Source organism: Nitrospira sp., assembly GCA_029194665.1.
GTDB lineage: Bacteria > Nitrospirota > Nitrospiria > Nitrospirales > Nitrospiraceae > Nitrospira_D.
The window spans coordinates 432817-446863 of sequence record JARFXO010000004.1; the positions used below are offsets into that span (position 1 = coordinate 432817).

General features: G+C 54.3%; 15 protein-coding genes and 1 tRNA gene. 6 read left to right on the top strand and 10 right to left on the bottom strand.

Translation table 11 applies throughout. The features are described from left to right. Positions 1-86 precede the first annotated feature (86 nt). The 5 genes from P0119_15450 (at position 87) to P0119_15470 (ending at position 4976) form a co-directional block, all read left to right on the top strand. A complete protein-coding gene (locus P0119_15450) occupies positions 87-1613 on the top strand; it encodes a proteasome accessory factor PafA2 family protein (protein ID MDF0667453.1) in 1527 nt (508 codons plus the stop codon). Next, positions 1610-1801, top strand: a complete 192-nt coding sequence (locus P0119_15455) for a ubiquitin-like protein UBact (protein MDF0667454.1) — start codon at positions 1610-1612, stop codon at positions 1799-1801. The genes P0119_15450 and P0119_15455 overlap by 4 nt, the downstream gene beginning before the upstream one ends. Positions 1802-1889: 88 nt before the next feature. Beyond that, positions 1890-2663 (top strand): proteasome subunit alpha, encoded by a 774-nt coding sequence (locus P0119_15460; protein ID MDF0667455.1) that lies wholly within the window; start codon positions 1890-1892, stop codon positions 2661-2663. Positions 2664-2675: 12 nt separating this feature from the next. Further along, positions 2676-3485: a hypothetical protein gene (locus P0119_15465; protein ID MDF0667456.1), complete on the top strand. Its 810-nt coding sequence runs from the start codon at positions 2676-2678 to the stop codon at positions 3483-3485. 3 nt (positions 3486-3488) lie between these two features. Continuing rightward, positions 3489-4976 (top strand): proteasome accessory factor PafA2 family protein, encoded by a 1488-nt coding sequence (locus P0119_15470; protein MDF0667457.1) that lies wholly within the window; start codon positions 3489-3491, stop codon positions 4974-4976. Positions 4977-5020: 44 nt separating this feature from the next. Here the strand turns inward: P0119_15470 and P0119_15475 are convergent, their stop codons facing one another. Further along, positions 5021-6010: an alpha/beta fold hydrolase gene (locus P0119_15475; GenBank protein MDF0667458.1), complete on the bottom strand. Its 990-nt coding sequence runs from the start codon at positions 6008-6010 to the stop codon at positions 5021-5023. A 127-nt stretch (positions 6011-6137) separates the two neighbouring features. Here P0119_15475 and P0119_15480 point away from each other — a divergent pair, with 127 nt between their 5' ends. Beyond that, positions 6138-6785, top strand: coding sequence for a class II aldolase/adducin family protein (locus P0119_15480; GenBank protein ID MDF0667459.1), 648 nt, complete (start codon positions 6138-6140; stop codon positions 6783-6785). A 459-nt stretch (positions 6786-7244) separates the two neighbouring features. On the opposite strand, the gene P0119_15485 is transcribed toward P0119_15480, so the two are convergent. The 9 genes from P0119_15485 to P0119_15525 form a co-directional block, all read right to left on the bottom strand. Then, positions 7245-7943 (bottom strand): outer membrane beta-barrel protein, encoded by a 699-nt coding sequence (locus tag P0119_15485; protein ID MDF0667460.1) that lies wholly within the window; start codon positions 7941-7943, stop codon positions 7245-7247. Positions 7944-8214: 271 nt separating this feature from the next. Further along, positions 8215-8290 (bottom strand) — tRNA-Asn (locus tag P0119_15490). Positions 8291-8353: 63 nt separating this feature from the next. Next, a complete protein-coding gene (locus tag P0119_15495) occupies positions 8354-8671 on the bottom strand; it encodes a hypothetical protein (GenBank protein MDF0667461.1) in 318 nt (105 codons plus the stop codon). Positions 8672-8699: 28 nt separating this feature from the next. Further along, on the bottom strand, positions 8700-8978 hold the full coding sequence (locus P0119_15500; protein MDF0667462.1) for a pyruvate ferredoxin oxidoreductase: 279 nt from the start codon (positions 8976-8978) through the stop codon (positions 8700-8702). Positions 8979-8996: 18 nt separating this feature from the next. Further along, a complete protein-coding gene (locus tag P0119_15505) occupies positions 8997-9704 on the bottom strand; it encodes a 2-oxoacid:acceptor oxidoreductase family protein (GenBank protein ID MDF0667463.1) in 708 nt (235 codons plus the stop codon). 15 nt (positions 9705-9719) lie between these two features. Next, a complete protein-coding gene (locus tag P0119_15510; protein ID MDF0667464.1) occupies positions 9720-10631 on the bottom strand; it encodes a thiamine pyrophosphate-dependent enzyme in 912 nt (303 codons plus the stop codon). Between the two features lie 56 nt (positions 10632-10687). After that, entirely contained in the window at positions 10688-11899 is a 1212-nt protein-coding gene (locus P0119_15515) for a transketolase C-terminal domain-containing protein (protein MDF0667465.1), read from the bottom strand. Positions 11900-11939: 40 nt separating this feature from the next. Then, positions 11940-12575, bottom strand: coding sequence for a carbon monoxide dehydrogenase beta subunit family protein (locus P0119_15520; GenBank protein ID MDF0667466.1), 636 nt, complete (start codon positions 12573-12575; stop codon positions 11940-11942). A 343-nt stretch (positions 12576-12918) separates the two neighbouring features. Next, the gene (locus tag P0119_15525; GenBank protein MDF0667467.1) at positions 12919-14025 is read right to left on the bottom strand and encodes a hypothetical protein; all 1107 of its coding nucleotides are present in this window, start codon (positions 14023-14025) and stop codon (positions 12919-12921) included. Positions 14026-14047: the final 22 nt, after the last annotated feature.

The following is a 14047-nucleotide window of genomic DNA, read 5'->3' on the forward strand; positions in this document are numbered from 1 at the left end:
AGGCGTGAAATGTGGGATGTAAAGGTGAAAGGTTGAGGGCCAGGATGGTGCCTGTTTCACGCGTTACCGTTCACATCTAACGGACCATGCGGCTTTTTGGCATCGAAACCGAGTATGGGATTACGAGGGATGACGTACCAGAGATAGATCCGGTCGTGGAATCGATGGAATTGGTGCGGGCCTATCTGGAAGCTTCCTTTGAACGCCGGTGGGATTATGCCGGCGAAGATCCCCACGAAGATGCTCGTGGCTTTCGCGTCCCCGGTCTCCAGCAAGATAAGGAAGAAGATGAGTTTGCGAAGGTGGATGCCCATCGCCCCTTTTCATTCTATGAAATGAAGAGCGATCTCGTGTTGCCGAACGGCGCGCGATTCTACAACGACCATACGCATCCCGAGTATTCGACTCCTGAGTGCCGGACCCTGAGAGATCTGCTGGCTCAGGATCGTGTGGGGGAACGTATTGTGCTGTGCGCCGCCCAACGCCGTAATCGAGCGCTCGGAGGCGATCACGTCCGACTGTATAAGAACAACACGGATTTCCATGGCCACAGTTACGGATGTCACGACAACTATCTTGTCTCGCGAGCTGTTCCCTTTCCGGCTCTCGTTGCCGGCTTGGTGCCGTTCTTGGTAAGTCGGCAATTGATCGCCGGTGCGGGAAAGGTGGGGACTGAAGCACAGGAGTCTCGTTATGTTCCAGGACAGTATCAGCTCTCGCAGCGCGCCGACTTTATGGAAGCGGAGTTGGGCGTCGATACGATGCATGACCGACCGATTCTCAACACCAGAGATGAACCCCACGCTGATCGCAAGAAATATCGCCGACTCCATCTCATTATCGGCGATGCCAACATGTGCGAGTATGCGACAGCGTTGAAGGTGGGCACGACCAGACTGGTGCTCGACCTCATCGAGCGAGGGGCTATGCCGAACATCGAGCTGGATCAGCCGGTGGCAGCCGTGAAACAGTTGTCGCGTGATCCGGACCTGAAAGCTGAGGTTCGTCTCAAAAACGGACGGAGGCTTTCAGCTTTAGAGCTTCAAGAGTATTACTGTGAGGCGGCAGGTCGCGAGTTGGCCGGATCCGATGAGGAATCGGATTGGCTGTTGAGGGAATGGGGTGAAACTTTACGTTTGTTGGCGCAAGACCGCTCGCAGTTGGTGGGGAAGCTGGACTGGGTCACAAAACAGTGGTTGCTCGAAACCTTCATGCAGGAGGAACGTATCGGCTGGGACGATCCCTGGTTGGCCAGCCTGGACTTGGAGTATCACAATGTCGATCCCGAGCAGGGGCTTTACCTGGGGTTGGAGGCAGAGGGGAAAGTTTGGCGGATGACGACAGACGAGGCAATTGACGAGGCGTTTCAGAACGGTCCGAGCGATACTCGTGCCGGGCTGCGTGGACTCTGCGTGCAGAAATTTTCGGATCAGATTAAGTCGATGCAGTGGGAGCGGATCCAGTTTGCGGGCGGGCTTGGCACCCCTAATTTGGACATGGGGGACCTTTTTAATCCGCGGGAAGTCAGACGGTGTATGGACATCTTCCAACATGCCCATTCACCGGCTGATGCGCTGGCAACCTGGAGCCGCAGAAAGGATATGGAGACATGAAACACAGCATGATGCCGGAACGGCGCGAGGGGCCGGTGGATCCCATGCCGAAATCTCCCAGCCCGGAAGAGGGAAGTGGGCCACGCCGCCCGGACACGGGATCGCCGGACAAGGATATTCTGATGAAGCGGATGCGGAAAGTTGATCCCAAACAGGCGGAGCGGTATCGGCAGAGGACAGGGGAGTAACGTTAATCGTGAATCCTGAAATGTTGTAAAGACGGAACTCAATTTCCTGCGTTTGACGAATTTCGAGTAACGAATCACGGTGAAAAGCATGGGGATGCAGGGCGATTTCTATCAGCTCTTGAAAGAACAAGGATACGTGTTCGGATCGTCGGGACAGGCCGGCACAAAGCAGGAATTGACGACCGCCACAACCATCCTTGCCTTTAAGTATCGCGAAGGCGTTCTGGTCGCTGGAGATCGTCGCGCGACCGCCGGAAATATGGTGATGTACGACCGCACGGACAAGGTATTGGAGATCGACCAACATAGTGTTATGGCGATCGCCGGAGTGCCGGCGACCGCCTATGAAATGGCGCGCATCCTCGAACATTCTTTCAAGTATTATCGGCGGACACAGCTCCAAGAGCTCAGCTTTGAGGGAAAGCTCCGGGCTCTCTCCAAATTGTTGAAGGAGAATGTCGCGGCAGCCTTAGCGGGGACCGGAGCCGTGGCCCCGATCTTTGCCGGTTACGATGCCGGGCAAGAGGCAGCGAAAATCTACTTTTACGATATTCTCGGCGCGGAGTTTGAGGGAGTGGAATTTGCGGTATCGGGGTCCGGTTCATCGACCATCCGAGGGATTCTTCATTACTTGAATACATGGGGCGATCAGCCGCTGAGTGCGATGTCGGAAGAGCAAGCAACCGTTCAGGCGTTGCGACTGTTGACGAGTGCGGCAGAATTCGACAGCGCGACCGGCGGAGTCAACCGCGAAGCCGGTCTCTATCCGGTCATTAAGTTCATCACCGCCGGCGATGTCAGAGTGATGCCGGATCTTCAGCTCCGATCGCTGTTTGAATCAAGGGTTGCTCGAAGCGTGTAAGGGGCATTAGTTATGTATGAAGAGCCATATCGATGGGTGGAAGCAGTCGGAAATCGCCGGCAATATCTCGACAATCAGCTTAAGGAGGGGACACCCGTCGTCGGGGTCGCGTACGAGCGCGGCATTCTGCTCATGACAATGAGCAAAGGCACCTCCAAGTTATATGAGATTTACGATCGTTTAGCCCTCGGAGGTATGGGACACCCCGCCGACCTGGAGAAGCTGCGTTTCAATCTGCTGGAAATGGCTCATGTCGAAGGATTCAATCGCTCCGCTGCCGATGTGACCGGGAGCCGCCTGGTGAAGTACGGCATCGCGCCGGTCATCAAACAAGCGTTCGAAGAGGTGTTCAAAGCCCCCTTCATCGTGAAAATCCTGCTGGCAGAATTGAGCCGGAAAGCCGGGAGAGACGGTTTCTTGACGATCAACTACGACGGGACATTTGAGGAAAAGAGCCGGTATGCGGTGCTCGCCGCAACGTCAGTGATAGAGCAGAGGATGATCGGATATGTCCGACAACAGTCCATCGTGTCACTGAAGGACGCTGTGGATGTGGCGATTCGTACGTGGGCGGTCGGTGATCGAGCGCAACGATCGGCACTGGAGGATGGCGAAGGCCATCACGAAGCAATGGTCGCCACTGATCAGCAGGTCACTGACCCGGAGCCGCTCTATGCGCATGCGCGTCGGTGCATTGCCGAAAAGACGATCGAATGCGTCCTGCTTGATCGACAGGTGCAAGGACCATCCAAGTATCGAGCACTCGAGGCCGATGAGTTGGGAAGAGTGCTTCCAGAGCATTTGAACGCACCAATTTCGTGATCCATGGTAAACCGTATCTTCGGGTTGGAGACTGAATACGGGCTCTTGATTCACGAGGATCGTCCTGACCATTCACCGACCTGGTTTGCCCATAGGCTCCGCGACCAGCTGTTCCATGTCCAGCGGAGAGGTGTCCTCGACCTCCACCATCGTGGGCATGACGAGCCTCCCGGCAACGGGGGATTTCTCGTCAACGCCGGACGAATCTATTTGGACATGGGACATTTGGAGTACGCCTCGCCGGAATGTCATTCTCTCACCGATGTCGTGGCGTCCGATCGTGCGGGAGATCTCCTGCTGCAGCAAGCTCTCGAAGAGCTCGGCTTGTCAGAACAGGTGTCCTTGATCAAGAACAACATCGATCATGAAACCGACGCGACCTTCGGCTCGCATGAGAACTATCTGGTATCTCGGCGGTTCCCTTTTTCGAGGCGAGGGCTGGCTCCGCTCGTGACGTTTCTGGTGACCCGGCAGATTTTTACCGGCTCCGGACGGGTCGGTTCCGCCGCTCCACAAGATGCCTGGATTCAGACGGATCGGTTGATCGTTCCACGTTCGGCGTTCGGTACGCACCAGGTATCGGATCTATCCTTTCAAATCTCCCAACGTGCCGACTATATCGTGAACGATTTCTTCGAATGGGTGCAGCACAATCGGGCCATTGTGAACACGAGAGATGAACCGTTGGCCGATCCCAATCAGTACCGTCGGATCCATCTGCTGCTGGGCGATTCCAACATGGCCGAATATGCGACGGCATTGAAGCTCGGAACGACAGGACTGGTGCTGCAGCTCATCGAAGAAGGACATGCGCCTCAGGATTTAGAGATCGACGAACCGGTGGAGGCGCTTCAAGAGATTTCTCAGGATCAAGAACGGCGCTGGTTGATTCAGTTGCAGTCTCAAAAAACGATGTCGGCTTTGGATATTCAAGAACGGTTTCTTGACTGTGCCGTTCAGCATTGCAAGGGGCAGGATGAAGAAACCGATTGGGTGCTTGCTCAATGGGCATCGGTGCTTCATGACCTGCGCGGCGATTATCAACAGCTCGTCGGGCGTGTCGACTGGGCGTCCAAACTGTGGTTGCTGGAATGCTTCCGCGAAGCGGAACATGTCGACTGGAGCGATCCCATGATGAAAAGTTTGGATTTGGAGTATCACAATTTGAATCGCGCGAAGGGGTTGTACCATGGATTATTGGAAGAGGGGCGCGCCCCTCGGATGACGACAGACCGCCTCATCCATCTTGCGATGGACACGGCCCCGAAAAACACGCGTGCCTACGGCCGCAGTGAACTGGTCAGACATCTCCTGAATGAGGGGTCTGCTTCAGCAGTGAATCGGGCTCCGTCGCCTGATGGATCGTTCCCTCCCTATGTCATCAACTGGTCGATTTTCCAAGTGCGCGGTCATGCCCCGTTTCCCATGCCGGATCCGTTCAAGACATATCTGGAAGATGTGCGGACCCACTTACAAAGCGTGATCGTGTAGTCACTCACTTGGTCGTGCATGAGACGAGCTTGAGGCAGGGTCTGTCATAGCCGCCCCAGTAAAAAGTCCACGATTCGGTTCTCCGCCCAGTACGGATCTTCTCCGTTTTGGCCTCGGTGAAAAAACCCGCAATGACCTCCGTAGCGAGGCGCCACCACACGAATGTGACGGTGTCGCCGAATCGTCGGTGCGGTGAACATCGAGTATGGAATAAACGGATCGTCTTGTGCCGTGATAATGAGCGTAGGAACTTCGATGGCATCGAGTACATGGCGTGCGCCTGCTCGATCGTAATAATCAACGCCGCTTTGATACCCTCCATCGTGAGCGGTGTAGCGATCATCAAATTCGCTGATGGTGGCGATCCGGTCGAGTTGCGACAGATCCCATTTCCCGGGTAGCAGGGCCGCCTTTCTCCGCAATCTCGATTTCAACCGCATCAGAAAGTGACGATGGTAGATGAAATTACGAGACTCCTCCAACGCACGAGCGCAAACGGTCGGGTTGATGTTCGGACATACTGCTGCGATTCCCGCCAGCGCCGGCTCGGTCCGGCCGAACTCGCCGCCCGCCTTCAAGGTCAGATTTCCGCCCATCGAATATCCGACAAACCATACGTGGCCGAGTCCGTCTCGATGAGCGAGCTCCTTAAGAATCGTGCGGTAGTCTCCGCTCAAGCCGCTGTTATAAAGGGTCGGGGAGAGATGTTCCGTGCCGCCGCACGTGCGCTGATTCATGCGAATGACGTTGAAGCCTGCCCGATAGGCCTTTGCAGCAATGCCGCGCATGTATCGGGATTCACTGCAGCCCTCAAGGCCGTGAACCAGCACCACTGTGGCAGACGCCCTGCGATCGGCTTGCCAATGGCAGAATCCCAGAAGCTGTGCGTGTGGCTCAACAGTAAACAAACGCGGCTCCTGAGGCAATCCCGCCAAGGACGTGTCACGCGGCAGGTAGCGGGGGACGAGGGTCATGAGATGAGCGTTGCGGAGAGGTAACGGCGGCCGGAAGGATGAAGCGATGCCGGTGATCATGTCATCGTTCATGGTGTACAATAGGCACGTCTGTGATGGGACGCTTGGAGGACGGCTCCCAACGTCGACTTAAGACGCCAATAACGAAACCATATCAGAGCTATTCTGTGTTTTAAATGGAGGAATCATGCTGACGGCCATCGGCGATGTCATGAGACGTTGTTATGAGCGAGGTTGGATCACGACAAGAGACGGCAATATCAGTATGAGGAAGCGGGAAGGGAAGTATTTGTACATCACGCCCTCCAGTTGGCGCAAGACGATCGTTCATCCTGAGCATGTTGTCAGGCTGGAGATCATCACCGATCCGTTGACCGGTCGGCTGGTCCCCAACGTAAGAGATGGGCAAAAGCCGTCCGGAGAACTGTGGATGCACTGGAATCTGCAGCGTGATTCCAAGCGGACGCGCACCGTCGTTCATGTCCACGCCACACACGTTGTGGCGGCTATCTATGCGGGGATCGACTTGCAGGCAATCAGCTCGGAGTTTCCGGAAATTGCCCGCTACACCAGAGTAGGGCCCACAGTGCCACCGCTGCCGGCTTTGTCTCGTGATCTGGCCGATGTAACGTCGGAGTGCCTAGGTCTTGGAAAAGATGGTGCACTTGAGTTCGACATTGTGGGACAGGCAAATCACGGAGTCTGTTCGGTCGCCATGGATCCCTGGGCGTCTTACGAGCATATCGAGCGACTGGATCATGTCTGTGAGATCGTGCTGAAGAGTGGAGCGGGCGTGCGAGCGATCAATCACCGGTTGGCTTCCGTGACAGCCTAGGAAGCGGTCTAGAATGCGAAGGCTGAGACACTATCGACGATTGTCGATGGAACTATAAATACTACTCTGATCGTTCTATCTGGTGCCGGTCAAGTCGGTGCTTCCTCCTGGTTGTGTTGAGGGTTTGTGTAGGGCGAACTCCTTTCCTTTTCACAGCGTTCGTCCTGTCAGAAGCATACCCTAACAGGCTGCGGAAAACCCCTCCGTTCACCCTTCGAGAGCCTCAGGACGAGTGGCGTAGTCATTAAATTTGCTGAGGTTTATCGTTCGCGCCGAGCCTTTTGAAACACACATATCGAGTTTTTCCGCAGCTTGCTAAAGGTGAACCCAGCCACGATGTTTAACAGGGAGTGTGTAACTTGGGCCACTCAAATGTCGAATGGGCTCCCCATCAGACTTCCTCGTGGTCCACGAGATCAGCGCCGGCATGCAGGTGCCCCGCGAGCCCGTGCAAGCGACCTAAAAATGCCAGCCGATGCCTCCTACGGCGATGTAGGAACGGTATTGCGCTTGCCCTCCCCCATCGGTTGATCCTATAGGCATGCTGTCATAATTATACTTCACTTGGTTGTATTTCCATTCTCCGAACAACGCAAGGTGGTCCGTCACCATCCATCGTAGGCCAGCCTTGGCAATAAAGCCCAGGGCCCCGTTGTCGCTTGACGATGTGTTAGTCTGAGCATCGTGGGTGTTGATAAAGTAGATCCCCAATCCACCCCCCGCGTACGGTTCCAATCGACCTATCTGGTAGCGGAACATGACGCTGAAAGGTGAAAAATTAGTGACTCGGACATCTTGCCCACGGGTAAGCTCGACGGTGGTGTTTCCTCCGTCATTGATCGTTACGGCTTGTTGCTTAATATTCGGTGTCGAAGTGAACACCTCCATCTCGACACCCAGCCATTTGAACCCTGGGTCGTCAAGATAATATCCGACCTTGCCCCCATAGAGGACCGAATTCTGAAGGCCGAGTTGCGAGAAGTCCAGGCCAGCAGCGTTACCCGTCGTCCCTGCTATGTGACCGAAGTAGCCGTTAAAGGTGGCTCCAGCCTGCCCCGCCACATACCACTCGGCCTGGGCTGGGCTGCTGAACAGCACGAAGACCAGCATCACAACCGCAAGAGAATAGCGGACAATGGTACAGCACAATCCACTCATGTAGCACCCTTCTTTCTCCGGCGGTTCCGCCGGTGAGGATTCTCCTACCGACTCGTGGACGTGATTCTGCCCTAATGAGGATTGGGCAAAATGGCTGCACAGTTATAGTGGAGGGCTTCCTCGAAATCAAGCCACCTAGGTAAATTGTTGCGATCGAGATCAGACCGGACTTCGGTATCCGAACGCTTGAAGCGGCTGCTGAACCACGGCAACCCAACCGTGGACAGCCTGATAAGGATACGAAATGGAGAGCTGTTTAGAAGAAAGGCAGTGGCTCCCCGGGCAGGACTCGAACCTGCGACCAGCCGGTTAACAGCCGGCTGCTCTACCAACTGAGCTACCGGGGAACAAGCATTTCTGTAAAAGAGTGGGGTATTCTAGCAAAACTCTTCGACGAATAGGGAGATTTTTTAGACGTCGAAATCTTCGGTTTCGTCTTCATCGGAGGAGGCGTCGGTGTTGCCTTCCGCTAAGGCGGCGTAATGTTTGGCCCACGTTAGATAGAGGTTACCACTATCGCGCATGGTGTCGGCGGCCTTGACGAGCTTCTCGACGAGCTCATGATCTTTGCCTGTGGCCTGGATGACCGCTGCCCGTCGCTCAATAGCCTTTGGGTATTCACCGATCAACGCGGCAATCTCCCCAAGCAGCTCACCGATGACGTTGTCTTCATTCTCCATAAGGTCCTCGCGGACTACCAACAAAAAGCCCCATAGCGTTGGCGCCATGGGGCTTTGTCATTCAAACCGAATCCGGTCAACCCTGATAGGCTTGCCCCAAAGCTGCGGATTCCCCCTTTTTCGACATCAGCTGACCGCTGGCGCTGACAGCTTGCATCACAATCGCCTCGTGCTTGGCGGCGTTGCAAACGACCACGCATAGCTCGCAGCCTTTGCAACGATCGATGAACACTTCCGCTACCATCTTGGTCGTATTCAAGTCCAAACAATTAGCCTCAGGACAGTACATGATGCACAGCCGGCAGCCTTTCTTGGCCGTACATTTTTCGTCGATGACTTGTGCGACATTATACATGCAAGGTGATTCCTTTTCTTACGCAGCGACGGCCGGATTGCCAACCCGCAATTCGATCTTGTTCTTTTCCGCCCACTCACTAGCGATATCGTAAGCACGCTTGACGGTCGCCAAATTCTTTGCCAGAAGCATTTCCTTCTTCGCGAACTTTTTCTTGATGGCTTCGTCCAGCGAGGCGGTGCCCCCCGAGGCGACGAACTTCTTGCCGAATCGTTCCTGGAGTGCGCCATCGAGAGCTTCCATCGATACGCACTTGGTGATCCCGGCGACGGAACCGATCATGGTCATGTTCGTCGACAACTCCGTTCCGGCTATTTCGATCGCGATCTGCGTGCCTGGAATATAGAACACGGCAACGTCCAAATCTTTTAGACGTTGGATATCCTCTTCGGAAAGCAGCGGAACATCGGAGTTGATGATGACCACACCGCCTTCTTTGATGCCTGAATAGAACGGCATGGTGTAACTTTTACCCATGGTAATGACCTGTGGATGGAATACCTGGATCACATCCGGAAACACGAGCTCCCCTCGATCATAGATCCGCTCAATGCCGATACGACAATAACTCTCAGCTGGAGCCATGCGCTTCTCGGCACCAAAAAACGGGTTTGAGATGGAGAACTTTCCATCCCGATTGGCGGCCATGGCCATGACGTGAGCGGCGGTGACGGCACCTTGTCCGCCTAAACCTGACATACGAATATTAAGTCGCTTCTTGATCATCAATGGCCTCCCGTTCTAATTGGCTTGTGCCTGAGCGGCCAACTGTTTAGCGGCTGCCTTCCGTTCTTTATCCTTGGCGGCCAGCTCAGCCAAGAGTTGCTTCGCCGGATCGCTGATGTATTCCTTATACGCGAACCGCTCGGTCGGCTTTTCAGAGTCACGCATTTCTTGCAAGCCTTCCATGCTGTTCTTGCCGATTTCGAGAATGCATGGAGTGTAGAGCTGGAGATAGGTCGGGCCGATTTCTCGGGCTATATGCACGGCGTTGCGGATAACCTTCTCGACCAGTGATGGTTTGCTGACCGTGCAGTTCACTACATAGTGACAGCCCGACTCACGGGCTATCTCCGGCAAGCGCACTTTATCGAATAACTTCCCGACCGGCGCCATCTTCGCGACAAAGCCTTTCTGCATCAGCCCGCTCTCCTGTCCGCCGGTGTTGGCATAGAGTTCGTTGTCGAAGCAGATGGTGGTGAACTTCTCTTGTCTGAACCAAGCCTGCAGCGTCATATCCAGACCGATGTCGACCGTCGCACCGTCACCGGCGAGGACGACGACGTCTTTCACACGGCCTGGGAATCTGACGCTGAGGGCACGTTTAAGACCCGATGCGATCGCATTCTGATTTCCAAACAACGAGTGAATGTTATGGACGGCGACCATTGGAAACACCAGACTGGTACAGCCGGTCGAGCCGACCATGACCGTATCCTCTGGATTGGGAAGTGAGGCCAATATGTAGCGGAAGGCCATGGACTCGGGGCAGCCGGCGCAGAGCGAATGTTGCTCAATCAACTCCTTCGATGTCCCAATGTCTTTCCAGCCTCGGTCATCCTTGCCGTAGGTGGCGCTCTTTACGAGATCCTGATAGTCCGACGGCATGATGTCGTACAGAGCTTCGGAAATTTGTATGCGCTCTTTGCTCATATATAGGCCTCCTCGGTGTCGCTCGTCAGAGCGGACAGGTTCACAGTCAGTGTAGTTCAGCTTCCACGACCAGCCAGGGAGAAGGTCTTCATCCCAAGAGCTGTCTTAATTTCAGACACGATGATCTCCGGCGGCATCGTCATGCCTCCACAAACGTGTGGACCGGCATGGACTCGATGGTGATTTGGGACGGTGGCCCGGATTTCTTTGGCCAGCCACCCGGTCACGTTGAACTCCGGCACAAAAATGTGTTTTGCGTTCTTGGTCGCCTCGCGAATTTCTTCTTCCGGCCAGGGGCGTAAGGTTTTCACCTTTACCAGACCGCATCGCACGCCTTCATCTTCCAACAACCGGATTGCTTCTCGACCCTGAGAAACGGCGGTGCCTGAAGCTACGATCACGATATCTGCGTCCGTGTTTTCGGTGTCGATCAAACCATTCAGCCAATGGATCGAATGTTTACGAGAGCGTTCAACAGCAGCCCAAATTTCTTGCTGCCAGCTGGCATGGGTTGCATAGCTGATGTAGTTGCTTTTCATGACAAATGGGTCGCGCATCATCCGAACAGGTGGACACTCCATATCCATACAAGGTACGGGAGACCGGTAAGGGTCATATGGTGGGAGGCACATGTCCGCTGGCGTCAGATTCACCACGTCTTTCGTGTGGGTGACGAAGAATCCGTCGCAGCACAGTGCGAGTGGAAGATGCACCTCCGGCTCTTCCGACACCATGTAACCCTTCAGAATCCAATCGAAGAAGTCTTGAGCAGTCTCTGCATGCCACACTAACATGCCGGTGTTCAGCAGATAGGCGATTTCAAGGGTGTCTGGTTGAATCGAGAGCGGTGAGTTGATGCCTCGACAGGTGACGATCATCTGAATCGGCAACCTGGCGCCAGCCCACATCGGGAAGTTCTCCATGGCCCGCATGGTGCCAGGTCCTGCTGTTGTTGTGAACACACGAGCTCCGCCAAATGCGGAACCGGCGCATTGCGACATGACGGCAAATTCGCTCTCGCCGCGGAAGTAGTCTCCGATATAGCCTTCAGCAAATAATTCGCCGATCAATGCAGCGGCCTCACTCTGTGGCGTGATCGGATACGCGATCATGACATCGCAACTTGCCCGACGGAGAGCTTCCTTGATGACTTCGCTGCCCGTGAAGAATGATGGTGTGCGAGGAGCCTCATTCATCATTTTCCAGGTATCAGTATAGGTCTGACCTTTTTTATTTTGCGTCCCAATGAGGGATTTTGCTTCTGCCATGGACCCAGCCTCCTTTCACATACAGACAGGTTCAAAAGGATCAATCTGAGACGGCGTTCTTCACCGGCGTCACTTTTGGTTGGACGGTCCCTTTCAAGCGTTTTATGGTGTCGGCCAATCGCATGATCTTGTCGACCGATGCATCGCGGAATGAAAGCATGGCATCTTCATGGCCAGCCTGCGCGCACATGGCGATAGTATAGCAGGATGTCCCTCCACGAATAATCTTTAGCGATAGATTGGCTTGATGACAATGGACGCCGATAAATACGCAGCAGTCGATCTTGTTGTGCCAGATCGTCAAATTCGGATGATTCGGGTTGATCTCAATTTCGGGGTTGATCTTTGGGTACTTGGGACGGTAGTCCGGCATCGGAATCAACATCGGCTTTTGGTTCGGCTGAACACATTCCTTCAGTGTGTTAAACAGATGCCGAATGGCCGTCGCTTTCTTTGCGGCCTTTTCGTTCCATGCCCAAAGCACCAAGGGCCCGGGGAAGATGGTCGGTACTTTTGCCATTAAGAACTGACGCGCCGCTTCATCGTAGGCATTTTCTTCCGAGGTAATCACGCCATTGATATGGGCTTCTCCTGGATTCGGTAATCGAACCCCCATGCTTGCAGCAGCTGGGGGAAGGAAGTGTTCTGGCCCTGGAAGCACACGATAGTCGGTCATCACAACCTTACACTCCGGGAAAAATTTTGTTGATGAAAGAGACGATAGCTGTTCACGTGCTTGATTCTCTGGCACACTCTACGCTGTTTTTCTACGTGCGTTCAAGACCCCAGAAGCCCCAGGGCAAGGAGCTTTCGGACCGCTATCTGACAGAGGCTTTAGGCCCGTTGCCACCATTTCTGCGTGCTGGTGGAAGCTGGTCAAATCGCCGACCCCGAGGCGCGGGACATTCTAGCTGTCCATCTTTTGGATTGTCAAACCATGTGGACGGGGTCATGACAAGTGAGACGGCAGAAATTGATCGACATGATGCACGAGGAGACGAGCGCGGGGAGAAATGTTGCTACGGAAGCTGTTCACAGGCAGGCGTTGCTCCGAGCATGCACGCACGTTCGAGGTCAACTTTTGCAGAGCGCCCTTGCAGTTCTTCCTGGTAAAGCGAGGCTCTCGCAAGCAAGGCCTGCCTATCAGTGGGATCGGCTTGCAGGATCACACTAAGGTCCTCGATCGCTTGGGTCGGTCGGCTCAACTTCTTGTAGATATTGCTCCTGAGTAAATAGGCCTCTTTTTGATGTGGAATCCAACTGTCAGGAGTTTTCGGGGACAAGCACTTTTGTAAGACAGTAAGCGCAGATGACCACTGCTTCAGGGAAACCAATTTGCGAGCCTCGGTGGTACACAGATTGATGAGGCGATAACGTGCTAAATCAAAAAAAGGGTCCAATTCGAGTATTTGTTCGAATGCGTGAGCTGCCTCGACGGGTCGATGCAGCCACGTGTTGACGTCTCCTTGGCCAAGGAGAGCCCAGGTATTCTTTGGATCGATTAGATTGGCTCGATCAAAATCCATTCGAGCATTGTCGATATATTTGGAATATTCGCTCAGTCTGGATTTGTTGGAGTAAGCAGCGGATGCGAGTCGCAAATATGTTTGACCACGCACGATCAGAGGTTCCACGGACTGGGGGGCCAAAGCAGCTGCCCGTGAGATCAAATCGAATTTCTGGGGAAGGTGTTGAGAGAGAATCGCTTTCTCGACCAAGATCCGAGCCTGTTCCCGATCTTTTGTACGACTCAACGGATCTATGGTGAGAGTTTGCACGCCGGTAGGAGTCGCTCTTAGCTTACGGAGCTGGGCCTTGAGTTCTGCATTCTCGCTCTGAAGCCGACGAAAATGTTCCGCAGATCGCTCCTCGGATTGCCATCGTCGAACTGCGGCTTGAAGATTGTCGAGGTCGACGGCAGCACGGATACGGATATAGAAACTTAGTCGATCATTGTCGAAGGAACGCCGTGATTCCAAGATTTCGGTTTTTGCGATCGAGGCAGCAATAGTCCGGATCTCCAATGAACTGGACTGCACGCTCTTGTCGGAGGAGGCTTTTTCTATGTCTTGAAATGTGGACTCGATATACAGTCCGGCCTCTTCAATCGCTCTACGCTGAGCCATCCGAAGGACTCGTTCCTCAGCC

What these genes read in the sequence shown, in the direction of transcription:
- P0119_15495 (MDF0667461.1), bottom strand. Translation starts at nt 8,671, where the DNA reads ATGGCGCCAACGCTATGGGGCTTTTTGTTGGTAGTCCGCGAGGACCTT.
- P0119_15520 (MDF0667466.1), bottom strand. Translation starts at nt 12,575, where the DNA reads ATGACCGACTATCGTGTGCTTCCAGGGCCAGAACACTTCCTTCCCCCA.
- P0119_15470 (MDF0667457.1), top strand. Translation starts at nt 3,489, where the DNA reads ATGGTAAACCGTATCTTCGGGTTGGAGACTGAATACGGGCTCTTGATT.
- P0119_15505 (MDF0667463.1), bottom strand. Translation starts at nt 9,704, where the DNA reads ATGATCAAGAAGCGACTTAATATTCGTATGTCAGGTTTAGGCGGACAA.
- P0119_15455 (MDF0667454.1), top strand. Translation starts at nt 1,610, where the DNA reads ATGAAACACAGCATGATGCCGGAACGGCGCGAGGGGCCGGTGGATCCC.
- P0119_15485 (MDF0667460.1), bottom strand. Translation starts at nt 7,943, where the DNA reads ATGAGTGGATTGTGCTGTACCATTGTCCGCTATTCTCTTGCGGTTGTG.
- P0119_15515 (MDF0667465.1), bottom strand. Translation starts at nt 11,899, where the DNA reads ATGGCAGAAGCAAAATCCCTCATTGGGACGCAAAATAAAAAAGGTCAG.
- P0119_15500 (MDF0667462.1), bottom strand. Translation starts at nt 8,978, where the DNA reads ATGTATAATGTCGCACAAGTCATCGACGAAAAATGTACGGCCAAGAAA.
- P0119_15475 (MDF0667458.1), bottom strand. Translation starts at nt 6,010, where the DNA reads ATGATCACCGGCATCGCTTCATCCTTCCGGCCGCCGTTACCTCTCCGC.
- P0119_15460 (MDF0667455.1), top strand. Translation starts at nt 1,890, where the DNA reads ATGGGGATGCAGGGCGATTTCTATCAGCTCTTGAAAGAACAAGGATAC.
- P0119_15510 (MDF0667464.1), bottom strand. Translation starts at nt 10,631, where the DNA reads ATGAGCAAAGAGCGCATACAAATTTCCGAAGCTCTGTACGACATCATG.
- P0119_15450 (MDF0667453.1), top strand. Translation starts at nt 87, where the DNA reads ATGCGGCTTTTTGGCATCGAAACCGAGTATGGGATTACGAGGGATGAC.
- P0119_15525 (MDF0667467.1), bottom strand. Translation starts at nt 14,025, where the DNA reads ATGGCTCAGCGTAGAGCGATTGAAGAGGCCGGACTGTATATCGAGTCC.
- P0119_15480 (MDF0667459.1), top strand. Translation starts at nt 6,138, where the DNA reads ATGCTGACGGCCATCGGCGATGTCATGAGACGTTGTTATGAGCGAGGT.
- P0119_15465 (MDF0667456.1), top strand. Translation starts at nt 2,676, where the DNA reads ATGTATGAAGAGCCATATCGATGGGTGGAAGCAGTCGGAAATCGCCGG.